The sequence below is a fragment of the Nonomuraea sp. NPDC052116 genome, from assembly GCF_040680035.1.
Classification (GTDB): Bacteria; Actinomycetota; Actinomycetes; order Streptosporangiales; family Streptosporangiaceae; genus Nonomuraea; species Nonomuraea angiospora_A.
In genome coordinates, this window is sequence record NZ_JBFAWA010000014.1 from 131,617 (window position 1) to 145,691 (window position 14,075).

A 14,075-nucleotide genomic window follows, 5' to 3' on the forward strand; every position below is an offset into this window, starting at 1 on the left:
GACGCCGCAGGGCCGCCGCTGCCGTCACGGCGAAAGGATCGCGCTCGCGCCACGCAGCAGCTCGTCCCGGAGTTCGTCGTCCGGAACGTCCGGAAGATGGCTGATCGGGTCGGTGGCCGCGGCGAAGGCCTGGGCGGCCCGCACGCGCCGGCGCCAGTCAGGATCGGGGCCGGCCAGCAGCTCGACGGCCCGGCTGGTGATGCCCACCACGCGCGACATGAGCTCGGTGGTCTCGTCGCCGTAGACGGAGGCGTCGCGCAGCAGCAGCACCATGGTCTCGCGGTGGCCGAGCATGACGTCGACGCAGCCGCCGAGCACGCGCTGCCGCACCTCGGCGAGGGTGGGCGCGGCGGCGGCGTCCCGGATCGTCGCGTCGAGCCGGTCGATCGGGGGCCGCACCAGGCAATCCAGTATCTCGCCCTTGCTGCGGAAGTGATGGTAGAGGGAGGGCTTGCTGATGCCGACCCGTTCGGCGACGTCCCGCATGCTGGCCGCACGGTAGGTCTGTGCGGTGAACAGCTCCCGCGCCGCCTCGATGATGCGCAGCCGGGTGTCGGAGGTTTCGTTCGGTGCCAATCGCCGTCCCTCTCTCGGTTCAGGCTCAAAGCATACCCCGGTTGCCAACCGTCCGGTCGGTAGGCTAGCGTCCCAGTCACCCGACCGACCGGTAGGTCGGCTCTGACGTGAGGAGCACGACGATGGCACAGATCGAAGGAACCACCGTCGACGGATTCCAGGCGGTGCGCGAGTCGTTCGAACGGAACTTCACACACGGAGGCGAGGTCGGCGCCGGGCTCACCGTCTACCGGCACGGCACCCCGATCGTGGACCTATGGGGCGGCTACGCCGACCCGGAGACACGCCGGCCCTGGCGGCGCGACACCATCGCCCCCATCGCCTCCACCTGCAAGACGTTCGCCACGGGCGCCGCGCTGGTGCTGGCCGAACGCGGCGAGGTGGACCTGGAGGCCCCCGTGGCCCGCTACTGGCCCGAGTTCGCCCAGAACGGCAAGAGCGAGATCACCGTACGGACGCTGCTCAGCCACCGCGCCGGCCTGCCCACCCTGGACACCCACCCCATCACCTGGGAGGACCTGCGCGACTGGACCCCCATCACCGACGCCCTCGCGGCCGCCGCCCCCGAATGGCCCCCGGGCACCGCGCACGGCTACCACGGCGTCAGCATCGGCCACCTCGCCGGGGAGATCGTCCGCCGCGTCTCCGGGCTCACGCTGAGCGAATTCCTGGAACGCGAGATCACCGGCCCGCTCGGCCTCGACTGCCACGTCCGCGTCCCCGGCAGCGCCATGCCGCGCATGGCCGCCATGGTCGTCCCCGACGCCGAGACCATGCGGCTCGGCATGGAGGTCCCCGAACTCGCCGACTTCGCCAAGGCGCTCAACGACCCCGCCAGCCTGTCCCACCGCGCCTTCTACGGCAGCGTCGCCATCGGCTGGGACAGCACCAACGATCCCCGTACGTACCAGGTGGAGAGCCCGTCGATGGACGGCGTCGCCTCCGCCCACTCCCTGGCCCGCTACTTCGCCGCCCTGAGCGGCGAGGTCGACGGCATCCGCCTGCTCGGGCCCGAACTCGTCGACCGGATCCGCACCCCGCAGGCCGACGGGATCGACCAGACCCTGCGGGTGCACACCGCCTGGGGCATCGGCTTCGCCGTGCCAGGCGGCCCCTTCTGGCCCGCGCCCGGGCACATCACCGGGCTGTTCGGCCAGGGCGGCGCCACCGGCTCGTTCGCCTTCGCCGACCCGGACCGCGGCCTCGCCTTCGGCTACGTCCCCAACCGCGGCTCCGAACTGCTGGAAGGCGGCGACTTCCGCGTCCGCTCCCTGGTCGAGGCACTGTACGCGGCCCTGGACGACCTTCGATGACCGAGCCGGGCGGCCGACCAGGACCCGACCGCCCGTGCTCTCAAGACCTACCGGAAGCCGGATCGCTCCCTCAGTGGGCCGCCTCGTACTGCTCCACGACAGTGGCGGCGATGCGGCCACGCTCGCTCACCGGCAGCCCCTGGGCCTTCGCCCACCGCCTGATCTCAGTGGACTTCTCACGGGTGACGGCCCGCGAAGTGCCGGCGCCACCGCGTCGGCCGCGAACACCTCGCTCGGCGCGGACCGCGCGAGCCTTGGTGATAAAGGGAGCGAGAGCCTTCTCCAGCTTCTCCCGGTTGGAGCCCGACAGGTCGATCTCGTAGCTGGTGCCGTCGAGAGCGAACCTTGTGGTCCCCTCGGCGTCACTGCCGTCGATGTCATCGACAAAGGACTCAACAATGCGTTTCGCCATGATGCTGCTCCGATTACGTTATGGTTGCAGGTACTGTAGCCCCCTTCAGCAGATCACGCACCTCCTTGCGGCGCCGTGCTGACACAATCGAACTTCACGATCGTGTCTCGCACTACAACGCCTTTCGCTGTTGTGACGCGGTTTTCGCGCTTCTCGTGCCCGGCATTCATCGGCGCCGCCCCGGCCCATGGCCGGGCGGGGAACATACCGGGACCCGACCTGCGCGAGGCTCGCCCAAGGACCTGCACGAGATCCCTTCTGCCCTTCTCACCAGTGATAAGCCATCAACAACCGGCGACATCCCCGGCATGGCAAGACCACGGCCGCCCACCCGCCTCCTCTCGCGCGCAGCGCGCCCTCGCGAGCGCGGGACGCCCTTGCCCCGGACCGCCCGCACCCGCGCCGATCCTGCGCCCCGGCTCCGCTGTCAGCAACCTAGTCGCAAGTGCGTCCGTCCCGCTGTCAATAGCCATGAATCCGCTATGTTGAAGTTCGATTCAAAGGTTTGCCGGGCCATATCAGGTATTGGCCAAGAACCGCAACTCGATCCTGACGCACCGCACCGACGTTTACCAGATTCGCATCCGCCGGCTCAGCAGGATCCGCCCTTTACAAAGTAGATTTCTAACTGTTTCGGGCCAACCGCGCCCCGCACGATCGCGGTTGACGGTTGACGACACCGTGACCGTTGCGCCGGAAGAGGCGGACCCCGGCGCCCGGGAGGTCCGGCCGGCTCGGTACGCTCTTCCGTTCGAGCAGGCCTACTCTCGAAGTATGGGAGGGAGGCCATTATGGTTACCGAGATCATCCTGGGTTTCCTCGCGGCCATCGCCATATTGACCGGATTCGGGGGCGCCAGGATCGTCAATCAGGTCGAGCGCGGCATCGTGTTCCGCTTCGGCCGGGCGCAGAAGGAGATCCGCCGGCCGGGAGTCGCCTTTCTCATCCCGGGGGTGGACCGGTTGAAGAAGGTGAACGTCCAGATCGTCACGATGCCGGTGCCCACACAGGAGGGCATCACCCGTGACAACGTGTCGGTCCAGGTCGACGCCGTCGCCTACTTCCGGGTGCAGGACCCGCTGCGGGCGGCCGTCGAGGTGCAGAACTACCTGTTCGCGGTGGAGCAGGTGGCGCAGACGTCGCTGCGCTCCATCATCGGCAAGAGCGAGCTGGACGATCTGCTCTCCAACCGCGAGGAGCTGAACAAGGGCCTCGCGCTCATGATCGACAGCCCGGCGCTCGGCTGGGGCATCCACATCGACCGGGTGGAGATCAAGGACGTGCAGCTGCCCGAGTCCATGAAGCGCTCCGTGGCCCGCCAGGCCGAGGCCGAGCGGGAGCGCCGCGCCCGCGTGATCACCGCGGACGGGGAGTTCCAGGCCGCCCAGAAGCTCGCCGACGCCTCCGCGATCATGGCTCAGACGCCGAGCGCCCTGCAGCTGCGGCTCCTGCAGACGGTCGTCGAGGTGGCGGCCGAGAAGACGTCCACGCTGGTGATGCCGCTGCCGGTCGAGGTGCTGCGCTTCTTCGACCGCGGCGCGCAGGGCTCGCCGGCGCGGGAGGAGTCGGCGGGGCCGGTCGCGGCCGAGACGAGCGCGCCGCCTGCGCAGCTGACGCCGCCGGACGAGCTCACCAAGATCCTCGGCCTGCACGAGGCGGCGACCCGCCCCGACTCCTGACCTCGGGGCGACCGACGACCGAACCCACGGCCGCCGGCCGGTCGCGACCGCCTGCCCGGCAGCCCGCCGCCGCCCACCCGTCGCCACCGTCCGACCGCCACCGCCAGGCCGGCAACCCGCCGACCCGCCGCCCGGGGGCAAGCCGGAGCCCTGGGGGCGGAAAAGCTCAGGCGGCTCGGACGGCCAGGCCCGGGTAGTCGAGGACGAGGCCGGACCCGTCGTAGACCAGGTGGCAGGCGACGTCGAAGACCGGCGCCGCGTAGTCGTAGCGCTGCCGCCCCTCCTCGTCGGCCAGCCGGGCATAGCGCTGCTCGAGCCGCTCGACGGCCAGGTCGGCGGCCCGGACGAAGGCCGCCGGAGCCGGTGCGGCCGCGCCCACGCCGAGCCGCATCCGGTGCACGGGGAACGCGTTGGTCAGGGCCGACGACTCGAGGTCGACGTCGAGGCAGCCGTCCAGCCAGGACGCCGGCGCGTCGTCCACCCGCCAGCGGCCCGCGCCGTCGGTCTCCAGGAGGATCTGGCGCCTGCCCTCGGCAGAGCGGCTCGCGAGCCGGGCCGAGCGGGTGGCCCAGCTCGCGTCGAGCTCGATGACGTAGTCGACGACCCAGGTGCGGCCCTCCTCGACCGCGGTCGTGCACCCCTCGACGCGGTGCCCGTCCGGCAGCGGCCGGAAGTAGACCACCTCGAAGCCGGTGCGCGCGTCGAGGTGCCGCCAGGCCGCGGTGCCGGGCGGTGGCGCGAAGGTCGTCATGGCCGGATCATGTCATCGCCCACCGACAAAAAACGCCCACCGGCAAGAGAGACGTGTCAGCCGGTGGACAGGCGGCGGAGGGTCTGCTCGGCCGCGCGGGTCATCTCGGCGGGCACGCCGAGGACGTCCAGGTAGGCGCCGGTGTCGCGCATCTCCATGGCCCGCCGTACGGCATGAGTACGGGTGCCCGTCAGGAACCGGTCGATGACGGCCTGGCCGTCACCCGCGAGCTGCTTGGCGATCTCGACCCTGATCCAGTCCTCGTCCCCGGCCGCCCGCCCCGCCGCGACGGCCTCGCAGACCACGGAGGCCAGCCCTTTCATGAACACGCTGCGCAGCAGCTTGCGGCCCATGGCCGCCCCGGGAGGCCCGTCGAGGACCTCCACGGAGACCTCGCGCGGGCCGCCGAGCGGGCGGACGAGCCGGGCGATCGCGTCCGCCCCCGGCCCGCTGGCCAGCAGCGGGACCCGGTGCCCGTGCAACGGCACCGGGCCCAGGATCGCCACGTCGGCGAAGTCGGCGCGCTCGCCGACCAACCGGCCGAGCCGCTCCATGACCTCCGGGGAGGCCGAGGTGAAGTCGGCGTAGCAGGCGCCCCGCGCCAGGTGGGGCAGGCACTGCTCGGCCACGGAGGGAGCCGCGGCGGCCCCGGTCAGGACGAGCACGTACGCGGCCCGCTCGACGGCCTCCCGCAGGGTCGCCGTCCTGGTGACGCCTTTGGGGGTGGGGGTGTCGCCGGGGTCGTACCCGAGCACTTCGTGCCCGGCGGCGGCGAGCGCGGCGGCATAGACGCCGCCCGCCTCGCCCAGTCCGATGACGGCGCAACGCATGATCAATCTCTTCAGTCCTCTTATATGTGAACCATGGCTAAAGGTCGCGCGCCCGGCCGAGCGCGGCGGCGGCGCGGCGCAGCTCGGGCACCCAGCCGAGCATCTCGCTCTCGGGGTGGCGCTCGGCGGGGCCGGAGATGCCCACGGACGCCATGGAGTGGCCGTCCGGGGCCGGCACGGGCGCGCTGATGCCCGAGCTCCCGAGCACGCGTTCGTTCATGGAGAAGTGGTAGCCGCGTTCCCTGATCTGCTCCAGCTCGGCCCGCAGATCGGCCTCGCTGACCGGCTTGCCGCCCGCGGTGCCCAGGTCGCGGACCGCGGCCATCAGGGCGTCGAGCTCGTCGTCCGGCATGGCCGCCGCGAGCACCTTGCCCGCGCCCAGGTGCAGCGGCAGCCGGCGGCCGATGGGGAGCTGGTAGCGCAGCGGGTCGGCGCCGTCGACGCGGGCGATGACGATGCGCTCCAGGCCCGACCTGATGTGCAGCGTCGTGGTCAGGCCGGTGGTGGCGGCCAGCTCCTGGAGCACGGGGGTGGCCGCGCGGCTGAGGCCGTCGGTGACGAGGAAGCCGTGGGCGATGGCGAGGGCGGCCGGGCCGAGGTGGTAGGCCTGCTGCCCGGCGACCACGAACCCGCGCCGCTGCAGCACCCCGAGCAGGCGCAGCGTCGTGGCCGGGGACAGCCCGGCCCGCCGCGCGACCTCCGACAGCCGCAGCGGCTTGTCGCTGCGCTCCAGCACCTCGATCACGTCGAACGCGCGCTCGACCGAGCGCATGGACGGCTGCGGCTGTCCTGCGGTCATCGGCGGAACCCTTTCTCGCACGCGGATGAACCTGTCGTCACGCGGATTCAAGGATGGCAGCCCGTTTGCCCTCCTCGGTCACGAAGACGGCCTCGGCCACCTGCGCGACCCGCTCGGCCTCGGCGAGCGGGACGACGACCACGCCGTCGGCGTCACCGAGGATCAGGTCGCCCGGCGCGACGGCGACGCCGCCGACCGCGACGGTGCGGCCAAGGTGGCCGGGCCCGTTCTTGTACGGCCCCGCGGGCGTCACCGCGCGGGCGAAGACGGGCATCCCCATCTCCCCGAGCCCGTCGGCGTCCCTGACGGCCCCGTCGATGACGAACCCGGCCACGCCCTTGTTCTTGGCGCGCTGCCCGATCAGCTCGCCGATCAGCGCCCGGGACTCGTCGCCGCCGCCGTTGACCACGATCACGTCGCCGGGTTCGACGACGTCGAGCGCCTGGTGGATGAGCGCGTTGTCACCCGATCGGGTCCAGATGGTGAAGGCGCGCCCGGCGACGCGGGCGCCCGGCCAGATGGGGCGGATCCGGGAGTCGAGGACGCCGAGGCGGTCCATGGCGTCGCCGATGTTGGCGGTGGGCAGGGCGGCCAGCCGGGCCAGCGCGTCCTGGGAGGTCTCGCTCATTGAAGGCGCCTTTCAGCTCTTGGTGTTGCGGACGAGGGGGAGGGCCTGCTTGACCGTGGTCTCCTGGTCGGCCCAGTACGTGCTGTAGTCCTGGCCGGACTTGTACGCGGTGGCCAGGCCGAGGTCCTTCATCTTGGCGACGACCGCCGGGTCCTCGATCGCCTTCTTCAGGGCACTTTCGAGCTTGACGCGGACCTCGTCCGGCAGCCCGGCGGGCGCCGAGTAGCCGCGGGCGGTCGCCCCCTCGACCTGGTAGCCCTGCTCGGCGAAGGTGGGCGCGTCCGGCAGGAACGGGCTCCGCTCGGCCGACATGACGCCGAGCACCTGGATCTTGCCCTGGGCGACGAGGTCCTTGACGTCGCTGACGTTGCCGACGTACGCCTCGACGTGCTTGCCGAGGAAGGCGGCGATGGCCGACGACGCACCCTCCGAGAAGTGCACGGGCGCGAACTCCGCCCCGGTCTTCTGCTGGATGTCGGCCAGGGCGAAGTGCTCGCCGGTCTGCACCCCGGTCGTGGTCGCGGTGACGCTCTTCGGTTTGGCCTTGACCGCCTCGATCAGGGCTTTCAGATCCTTGTACGGGCTGCCGGGCGCGACCCCGACCAGCATCGGGTCGAGCACCTGCATGCCCAGCGGCAGGAAGCTCTGCCGGGTGTAGGTGGCGCCCCGGCTCGGGTCGAGGGGCGAGACGACGACGGACGGCGAGCCGGTGGCGCCGATGGTGTAGCCGTCGGGCTTGGCCTTGGTGAGCGCGGTGTAGCCGATCTGTCCCCCGGCGCCCGGCTTGTTGAGCACTTCGACGTTCGTACCCAGCTCCTTCTCCAGGACGGGTGCGACCACGCGGGCCGCCGCGTCGACGGCCGCCCCGGGCGCGAACGAGACGATCAGCGTGACCGGCTTCCCCTTGCGCGGCCAGGCGCCCGCGGCGCCGCCGGACTGCTGGGCGCCGCACGCGGCGAGCGCCGTCGCCACGGCCACGGCCGTGACTGCGATCTTGACTTTCACGATGACTCCTTATGGGGGGTGTCGGCCTCAGGCCTCGGGGTCCTCGGCCAGGACGGCGGGTTTGCGCAGCCCCAGCAGCCGGCTCAGCAGCGGGCTCACGGCGATGGCGAGCGCGATCACCAGCAGGACGACGCAGATCGGACGGGTCAGGAAGACGGTGAGGTCGCCTTGCGACAGCTCCAGCGACTCGCGCAGGGAACGCTCCATGAGGGGCCCGAGCACGAGGGTGAGCACCAGGGGCGCCAGGGGGATGTCCAGGCGGCGCAGCACGAGGCCGAGCAGCCCGAAGGCGACCATGACGAACACGTCGAAGACGGAGAAGTTGATCGTGTACGCGCCCACGACCATGAACGTGAGGATCAGCGCGGTCAGCACCGGGTACGGGATGCGCAGGATCGACGTCCACACCCGCACCAGCGGCACGTTGAGCACCAGCAGGATGACGTTGCCGACGAACAGGCTGGCGATGATCCCCCAGGCGACGTCGGCGTGCTCGGCGAACAGGGTCGGCCCCGGCGTCAGCCCCTGCTGCAGGAACGCGCCCATGAGCACGGCGATCGTCGGTGAGGCCGGGATGCCGAGGGTGAACAGGGGCACGAGCGCGCCGTTCGCGTGCGCGTTGTTGGCCGTCTCCGGCCCTGCGACGCCCTCCACCGCGCCCGACCCCAGCTCGGCGCGGTGCCTGCTGAACCTGCGCTCCGCTCCGTAGGCGAGCAGCGAGGAGACCGAGCCGGTCATCCCGGGGACGAGCCCGAGCGCGAACCCGATCCCGGTGCCCCTGGCGATCGCCGGAACGCTGCGCCGCAGGTCGGCACGGCCCGGCAGGAGCGCCCGCAGCCCCGGGGCCACCGCCTGGGCGGTGCCGCCCCTGGCCGCCACGAGGATCTCCGACAGGCCGAAGAGCCCGATGATGACGGCGACGAAGCTGATGCCGTCGAGCAGGCGTTCGCTGCCGAAGGTGAACCTCGGCGCCCCGGCCACCGGGTCGATGCCGACCATCGAGATCAGCAGGCCGAGCACGCCGGAGATGAGCGCCTTGGTCATCGAGCGGCCGGCGAGCGCGACGAGCAGGGAGATGCCGAGCACCATGAGCGCGAAGAACTCCGGCGGCCCGATCCGCAGGCCCAGGTCGCCGAGCGGCTTGGCGGCGACGACGAGCCCGACGGTGGCGACGGTGCCGCCGACGAACGAGCCGAGCGCCGCGATGGTGAGCGCCACCCCCGCGCGGCCCTGCTTGGTCATGGCGTAGCCGTCGATCGTGGTGATCGCGGAGGCGGCCTCGCCCGGGGTGTTGAGCAGGACGCTGGTGATGGTGCCGCCGTACTGGGTGCCGTAGAAGATGGCGGCCAGCATGATGATGGCGCTGGTCGGGTCCAGGTTGAGGGTGAGCGGGATGAGCAGCGCCACCCCGGCGACGGGCCCGATGCCCGGCAGCACCCCGATCAGGGTGCCGAGCAGGCAGCCGATGAACGCGTACAGGAGGTTCTGCGGCGACAGGGCCGTGGCGAGCCCGCCGAGCAGGTCGGCCAGGACGTCCATCACAGGCCCCAGCCGGCCAGGAGCGGGATCGCCGACGGCGGCAGCTGCACCATCAGCCCCTGGTCGAAGCCGTGGTAGATGCCCACGCTGCCGGCGAGGGAGAGCACGAGCGACAGCGCCCAGCTCCGGCCTGCGCGCCACTTGAGGTGGAACATGAGGAACACGAACACGCTGATCTGGTAGCCGGCCAGGTCCATGGCGGCCGCGAGCACCACCAGGCTGCCGAGCACGGCGGCGGCGTGGCCCACGTCGGTGCGCTCGGCCGGGCCGTCCTCGTCCGCACGGGCCCGCCTCGTCTGGGCGGCCCAGGCCAGCGCGAGCAGCCCGAGCGCGATGGCCAGCACGAACGGGAAGAACCCCGGCCCGGGACCGAACGAGGTCCACAGGCCGAGCCCCAGGGATTCGACGGCGATGTAGCACGAGAGCGCGACAAGAACCACTTGCGCGCCCGCTCTCAGCCTCGCGTCGGAAGCCCGCGCCGCCGCGGCCGCGGCCTGGTCATCGGGGGCGGGGGCTTGCTCGGCGAACGCCTGTTCATGGCTCATGGGGGTGTAGCCGCCTTCCAGTCTTTTCACACAGTGAAAAGTCTTTCCATTTCATGACAAGCGTGCTGGGAGGCGTGCGGACATGTCAAGGGTTACGCGGAGGTTTCCGGCTATGACCGGAAGGTGACGTAACGCGTCAGGCGGTGACACCCGCGTCGACGGAGACGGCCGTGCCCGTGATGGCGCGGCCCCCGTCCCCCGCCAGGTGGGCGACGGTGGCGGCGATGTCGTCGGGCGAGCAGTAGCGGCCGAGCGCCGTGTGGCGCCGCTCCTCGTCCGCGTCCGGCCCGTCCGCCGGGTTCATCTCGGTGTCGGTGGATCCGGGGTGGACCACGTTCGCGGTGATGCCGCGCGGCCCGAGGTCCCTGGCCAGCCCCTTGGCGAGCCCGGTCAGCGCCGACTTGCTCATCGCGTACGCCGTCCAGCCGGGGTAGGGCACGCGTTCGGCCAGGCTGCTGCCGATGAGGACGATCCTGCCGCCGTCCGGCATGTGCCGCGCCGCCGCCTGCGCCAGCACGAACGAGGCCCTGGGGTGCACGGCCAGCAGCCGGTCGACCTCCTCCAGCGTCACCTCCTCCAGCGCCCCGTACGGCGCGATGCCCGCGTTGCTGACCAGGACGTCCAGCCGGCCCAGCTCGTGGACCGTCCGCTCCACGGCCGCGACCAGCGCCCCGGCGTCGGCGGCCTCCGCCCGCAGCCCGAGCGCCCGAGCGCCGGCCGCCTCGACCTCCTTGACGATCGCCGCCGCCCGGTCGCCCGCGCTCCGGTACGTGAGAGCCACGTCGAACCCGTCACCCGCCAGCCGCCGCGCGACGGCCGCGCCGATCCCCCTGCTACCCCCGGTGACCAGGGCTACCTTCCGTGCCATGCGTCCTCCATCCCATTGAAGCGGAATCAATTCCGCTTCAACGTAACCGGAATCAGTTCCGGTTGACAAGAGGTGCCAGGATGGGAGCCGTGACACGCGAGCGCACCGACGCGGCCCGCAATCGCGCCAAGATCCTCGCCGCCGCCGAGGGCATCGTGGCCGCCCGCGGCGTGCAGGGCCTGCAGATGGCGGACGTGGCCGCGGCCGCCGGGGTCGGCGTCGGCACGCTCTACCGGCGCTTCGGCGACCGGTCCGGGCTGGCGTACGCGCTGATCGACCGGCGGGAGCGGGAGTTCCAGGCGGCGTTCATCGAGGGCCCGCCGCCGCTCGGCCCCGGCGCGGAGCCGGCCGCGCGCGCCAAGGCGTTCCTGCGGGCGCTGGCGGACAGGACTGCCGAGCAGCTCGACCTGCTGCTCATGGCCGAGACGGCGAGCCCGCTGGCCCGCTTCGGCGGCGCGTACGACGCCTACCACGGCCACCTGTCGATGCTGATCGGCCGGTTCCGCCCCGGCGCGGACGCCCACTGCCTCGCCGACGCCCTCCTCGCGCCCCTCGCCGCCCCGCTGCTGGCCCACCGGCTCGGGGAGACGGGTGTGGAGCGGGTGAAGTCCGCCCTGGACGACCTGCTCGACGGCCTCGCGGGCTGAGCCGTCCGCCTCCTCGAAGTCCGCCGCTTGCCCGACTATTCATTGAATGTATAGTTGCGATCATGTCCACGGCTCATGTGATGCTCGGGCTGCTCGCGGAGCGCCCGAAACACGGCTACGAGCTCAAGAAGGAGCACGATCATCGCCTGGCCGGCGCCAAGCCGCTGGCCTACGGGCAGGTCTACGCCACGTTGCAACGGCTGGAACGCGACGGCTTCGCCGAGGTGGCGGAGACACAGCAGGAGGGCGGCCCCGAGCGGACCATGTACGCGATCACCGGCAGCGGCCGGGGGGAGCTGGCCCGGTGGCTGGACACCGTGGAGCCGCCGGCGCCGTACGTCGCCAGCTCGCTGTTCGCCCGGGTCGCCGTCGCGGGACGAGACGCCGACGGCTACCTCCTGCGGCAGCGCGAGGCGCATCTGGCCCGCATGCGGGAGCTGACCGCCGAGAAGGCGGCCGGCCCGCCCGCCCAGGTGCTGGCGGCCGACTTCGCGCTCCAGCACCTCGACGCCGACCTGCGCTGGATCGAGACCGCACTGTCGCGGCTGAAGGGGGACAACGATGCTTGAGGCCAGAGCTCTGGTGAAGTCGTACGGCAGGACCAAGGCGCTGACAGGCGTCTCCCTCCGGCTCGAGGAGGGAGAGATCCTCGCGGTCACCGGCCCGAGCGGGTCGGGCAAGTCGACGCTGCTGCACTGCCTGGCCGGGATCATCCGCCCGGAGTCCGGCGAGGTCGTCCTGGACGGCAGGCGGATCGACACGCTGGCCGAGGCGAGGCTCACCAAGCTGCGCCGCGAGAGCTTCGGCGTGGTCTTCCAGTTCGGGGAGCTGGTGCCCGAGCTCACCGCGGCGGAGAACGTCGCGTTACCGATGCTGTTCAACAGGCACGGCCGGCAGGAGTCGATGACCGCCGCGGCCGACATGCTGGCCCGGCTGGAGGTGTCCGACTGCGCCGATCAGCGGCCCGGCGAGCTGTCCGGGGGCCAGCTGCAGCGGGTGGCCGTCGCGCGGGCGCTGGTGACCGGCCCGCGCGTGGTCTTCGCCGACGAACCCACCGGAGCGCTGGACACCCTCGGCGGCGAGCAGGTGATGAGCGCGCTGCTGGGCGCGGCCCGCGCCGGCGGCACCGCCGTGGTCCTGGTCACCCACGACAACCGGGTGGCGGCCTACGCCGACCGCGAGCTCGCCCTGCGGGACGGGGCCGTGCTGACGGGGATCAGCCAATGATCAACGTCATCCGCATGCTGAACAGGGGACGGTCGCGAGCCGAGCGAGCCCGCGCCTGGCTGGTGGCCGCCGGCACGGGGCTGGCGACGTTCCTGGTCTGCACGGCCGTCAGCCTGGCCGACTACAAGGATGAGGGCGGCTCGCTGACCGGGCTGGCCCTGGCCCTGCTGGCCCTGCCGGTCGCCGGCCTGGTGCACCAGTCCAACCGGTTGGGCTCGGCCACCAGGGAGCGACGGCTGGCCGGTCTGCGGCTGGCCGGGGCCACGCCGGACGACGTGCGCCTGCTCGGCGCCCTGGAAGGCGGCCGGCTGGCGCTGGCCGGCTCGCTGGCCGGCGCCGCGGTCTACGTGGTCACCCATCTCTCCGGGCCGCTGATCCAGGTGCCGGTGGTCATGGCCGTGATGGCGCTGGGCGGAGCCCTGTCAGGGGCGCGCGCCGGCCGGAACGTCATCGCCTCACCGCTGGGCCTGGTTCGCCGTTCACGCCTGCGGGGGCCGAGAGCGGCGGACCTGTACCGCTTCGTGGCCGGTGCCTGCCTCTTCTTTCTCGGATTCGTGATGAAAGGGAGCTTCCCGCTCGCCGGGAAGTACGGGGCGGCTGTGGCCATCACGGCCGGGGCGGTGCTCATGCTGTTCGGGGCGACGCTGGCCACGACCTGGGTGATCAGGGTGTCCGCGCGCCGCGCCGCCCGGCGGGCCGGCTCGCCCGAGATGCTGCTGGCCGCGCGGCTGGTCGAGGCGGACCCGAGGGCCTGGGCCAGAGCCCTGTCCGTGGTGGGCCTGACGGTGTTCTTCGGCGCGGGCGCCGGGGCCCAGCAGGCGCCAGTCGGCTACCACCACGCCCATGCGCTCGTCGACGCCGCGCTCCTGGTGGCCCTGGTGACGTCGGCGGCCGCCCTGGTGGTGCACCAGGCCGAGGAGCTGCTCGATCATCGCCGCTCGTTCGCCGCGCTGGCCGCCTCCGGGGTGCCGGAGCGGGCGCTGGGCGGGGTCCTCGTACGGCAGGCGGTCATCGCCGCGCTGCCGATCTGCGTCGTGGCGGCGGTCGCGGGAACCTTGGCGGTGATCGTGCCCCTCGCCGACCACTACCAGGTGGGGTGGCTCGGCTGGGCGGCCGGCAGGGCCGTGGCCATGGCGGGCATCGGGGTTCTCGCCGCGGTGCTCGTGGCCCTGGCGGCACGCCCGCTGCTGCGCGACACGCTCCGCCTGGAGAGGCTGCGCGCCTGAGAGGTGCCGGCGCGCCGGATCCCAGGGGGC

The 14,075-nt window shown here is 72.2% G+C and carries 16 protein-coding genes; 6 read left to right on the forward strand and 10 right to left on the reverse strand.

Annotation, left to right across the window (positions count from 1 at the left end; translation table 11 throughout):
- Positions 1-24 precede the first annotated feature (24 nt).
- A complete protein-coding gene (locus AB0L65_RS26705) occupies positions 25-576 on the reverse strand; it encodes a helix-turn-helix domain-containing protein (RefSeq protein WP_364250115.1) in 552 nt (183 codons plus the stop codon).
- A gap of 122 nt (positions 577-698) precedes the next feature.
- Between AB0L65_RS26705 and AB0L65_RS26710 the strand changes: the two genes are divergently transcribed.
- Positions 699-1,889, forward strand: coding sequence for a serine hydrolase domain-containing protein (locus AB0L65_RS26710; RefSeq protein ID WP_364250118.1), 1,191 nt, complete (start codon positions 699-701; stop codon positions 1,887-1,889).
- 70 nt (positions 1,890-1,959) lie between these two features.
- Here the strand turns inward: AB0L65_RS26710 and AB0L65_RS26715 are convergent, their stop codons facing one another.
- The gene (locus AB0L65_RS26715; protein ID WP_185077364.1) at positions 1,960-2,301 is read right to left on the reverse strand and encodes an Lsr2 family protein; all 342 of its coding nucleotides are present in this window, start codon (positions 2,299-2,301) and stop codon (positions 1,960-1,962) included.
- Positions 2,302-3,092: 791 nt separating this feature from the next.
- On the opposite strand from AB0L65_RS26715, the gene AB0L65_RS26720 reads away from it, so the two are divergent.
- Complete coding sequence (locus AB0L65_RS26720; RefSeq protein ID WP_364250121.1) at positions 3,093-3,980, forward strand: slipin family protein; 888 nt, start codon at positions 3,093-3,095, stop codon at positions 3,978-3,980.
- A gap of 166 nt (positions 3,981-4,146) precedes the next feature.
- On the opposite strand, the gene AB0L65_RS26725 is transcribed toward AB0L65_RS26720, so the two are convergent.
- From AB0L65_RS26725 to AB0L65_RS26760, 8 genes are all read right to left on the reverse strand, one after another.
- Positions 4,147-4,731: a putative glycolipid-binding domain-containing protein gene (locus AB0L65_RS26725; protein WP_364250124.1), complete on the reverse strand. Its 585-nt coding sequence runs from the start codon at positions 4,729-4,731 to the stop codon at positions 4,147-4,149.
- Positions 4,732-4,787: 56 nt separating this feature from the next.
- On the reverse strand, positions 4,788-5,561 hold the full coding sequence (locus AB0L65_RS26730; RefSeq protein WP_364250127.1) for a DUF1932 domain-containing protein: 774 nt from the start codon (positions 5,559-5,561) through the stop codon (positions 4,788-4,790).
- A 37-nt stretch (positions 5,562-5,598) separates the two neighbouring features.
- Positions 5,599-6,360: an IclR family transcriptional regulator gene (locus tag AB0L65_RS26735; protein WP_363972768.1), complete on the reverse strand. Its 762-nt coding sequence runs from the start codon at positions 6,358-6,360 to the stop codon at positions 5,599-5,601.
- Between the two features lie 37 nt (positions 6,361-6,397).
- Positions 6,398-6,988 carry an RraA family protein gene (locus AB0L65_RS26740; protein WP_364250130.1) on the reverse strand — a complete coding sequence of 197 codons (591 nt, stop codon included), beginning with the start codon at positions 6,986-6,988 and terminating at the stop codon, positions 6,398-6,400.
- A 12-nt stretch (positions 6,989-7,000) separates the two neighbouring features.
- A complete protein-coding gene (locus AB0L65_RS26745; RefSeq protein WP_364250133.1) occupies positions 7,001-7,993 on the reverse strand; it encodes a tripartite tricarboxylate transporter substrate binding protein in 993 nt (330 codons plus the stop codon).
- A gap of 27 nt (positions 7,994-8,020) precedes the next feature.
- The gene (locus AB0L65_RS26750; RefSeq protein ID WP_364250136.1) at positions 8,021-9,532 is read right to left on the reverse strand and encodes a tripartite tricarboxylate transporter permease; all 1,512 of its coding nucleotides are present in this window, start codon (positions 9,530-9,532) and stop codon (positions 8,021-8,023) included.
- Complete coding sequence (locus AB0L65_RS26755) at positions 9,532-10,107, reverse strand: tripartite tricarboxylate transporter TctB family protein (RefSeq protein ID WP_364250139.1); 576 nt, start codon at positions 10,105-10,107, stop codon at positions 9,532-9,534. The genes AB0L65_RS26750 and AB0L65_RS26755 overlap by 1 nt, the downstream gene beginning before the upstream one ends.
- Before the next feature lie 106 nt (positions 10,108-10,213).
- Positions 10,214-10,945: an SDR family oxidoreductase gene (locus AB0L65_RS26760; RefSeq protein WP_364250142.1), complete on the reverse strand. Its 732-nt coding sequence runs from the start codon at positions 10,943-10,945 to the stop codon at positions 10,214-10,216.
- Positions 10,946-11,025: 80 nt separating this feature from the next.
- Here AB0L65_RS26760 and AB0L65_RS26765 point away from each other — a divergent pair, with 80 nt between their 5' ends.
- The 4 genes from AB0L65_RS26765 to AB0L65_RS26780 all read left to right on the forward strand — a co-directional run bounded on the left by AB0L65_RS26765 (position 11,026) and on the right by AB0L65_RS26780 (position 14,045).
- Positions 11,026-11,592, forward strand: coding sequence for a TetR family transcriptional regulator (locus tag AB0L65_RS26765; RefSeq protein WP_350739447.1), 567 nt, complete (start codon positions 11,026-11,028; stop codon positions 11,590-11,592).
- 62 nt (positions 11,593-11,654) lie between these two features.
- On the forward strand, positions 11,655-12,161 hold the full coding sequence (locus AB0L65_RS26770) for a PadR family transcriptional regulator (protein WP_364250146.1): 507 nt from the start codon (positions 11,655-11,657) through the stop codon (positions 12,159-12,161).
- A complete protein-coding gene (locus AB0L65_RS26775; RefSeq protein ID WP_364250148.1) occupies positions 12,154-12,819 on the forward strand; it encodes an ABC transporter ATP-binding protein in 666 nt (221 codons plus the stop codon). Before AB0L65_RS26770 ends, AB0L65_RS26775 begins: the two co-directional genes overlap by 8 nt.
- Positions 12,816-14,045, forward strand: a complete 1,230-nt coding sequence (locus AB0L65_RS26780; RefSeq protein ID WP_364250150.1) for a hypothetical protein — start codon at positions 12,816-12,818, stop codon at positions 14,043-14,045. Before AB0L65_RS26775 ends, AB0L65_RS26780 begins: the two co-directional genes overlap by 4 nt.
- Positions 14,046-14,075 lie beyond the last annotated feature (30 nt).

What these genes read in the sequence shown, in the direction of transcription:
- AB0L65_RS26715 (WP_185077364.1), bottom strand. Translation starts at nt 2,301, where the DNA reads ATGGCGAAACGCATTGTTGAGTCCTTTGTCGATGACATCGACGGCAGT.
- AB0L65_RS26780 (WP_364250150.1), top strand. Translation starts at nt 12,816, where the DNA reads ATGATCAACGTCATCCGCATGCTGAACAGGGGACGGTCGCGAGCCGAG.
- AB0L65_RS26760 (WP_364250142.1), bottom strand. Translation starts at nt 10,945, where the DNA reads ATGGCACGGAAGGTAGCCCTGGTCACCGGGGGTAGCAGGGGGATCGGC.
- AB0L65_RS26765 (WP_350739447.1), top strand. Translation starts at nt 11,026, where the DNA reads ATGGGAGCCGTGACACGCGAGCGCACCGACGCGGCCCGCAATCGCGCC.
- AB0L65_RS26735 (WP_363972768.1), bottom strand. Translation starts at nt 6,360, where the DNA reads ATGACCGCAGGACAGCCGCAGCCGTCCATGCGCTCGGTCGAGCGCGCG.
- AB0L65_RS26775 (WP_364250148.1), top strand. Translation starts at nt 12,154, where the DNA reads ATGCTTGAGGCCAGAGCTCTGGTGAAGTCGTACGGCAGGACCAAGGCG.
- AB0L65_RS26750 (WP_364250136.1), bottom strand. Translation starts at nt 9,532, where the DNA reads ATGGACGTCCTGGCCGACCTGCTCGGCGGGCTCGCCACGGCCCTGTCG.
- AB0L65_RS26725 (WP_364250124.1), bottom strand. Translation starts at nt 4,731, where the DNA reads ATGACGACCTTCGCGCCACCGCCCGGCACCGCGGCCTGGCGGCACCTC.
- AB0L65_RS26770 (WP_364250146.1), top strand. Translation starts at nt 11,655, where the DNA reads ATGTCCACGGCTCATGTGATGCTCGGGCTGCTCGCGGAGCGCCCGAAA.
- AB0L65_RS26720 (WP_364250121.1), top strand. Translation starts at nt 3,093, where the DNA reads ATGGTTACCGAGATCATCCTGGGTTTCCTCGCGGCCATCGCCATATTG.
- AB0L65_RS26740 (WP_364250130.1), bottom strand. Translation starts at nt 6,988, where the DNA reads ATGAGCGAGACCTCCCAGGACGCGCTGGCCCGGCTGGCCGCCCTGCCC.
- AB0L65_RS26730 (WP_364250127.1), bottom strand. Translation starts at nt 5,561, where the DNA reads ATGCGTTGCGCCGTCATCGGACTGGGCGAGGCGGGCGGCGTCTATGCC.
- AB0L65_RS26710 (WP_364250118.1), top strand. Translation starts at nt 699, where the DNA reads ATGGCACAGATCGAAGGAACCACCGTCGACGGATTCCAGGCGGTGCGC.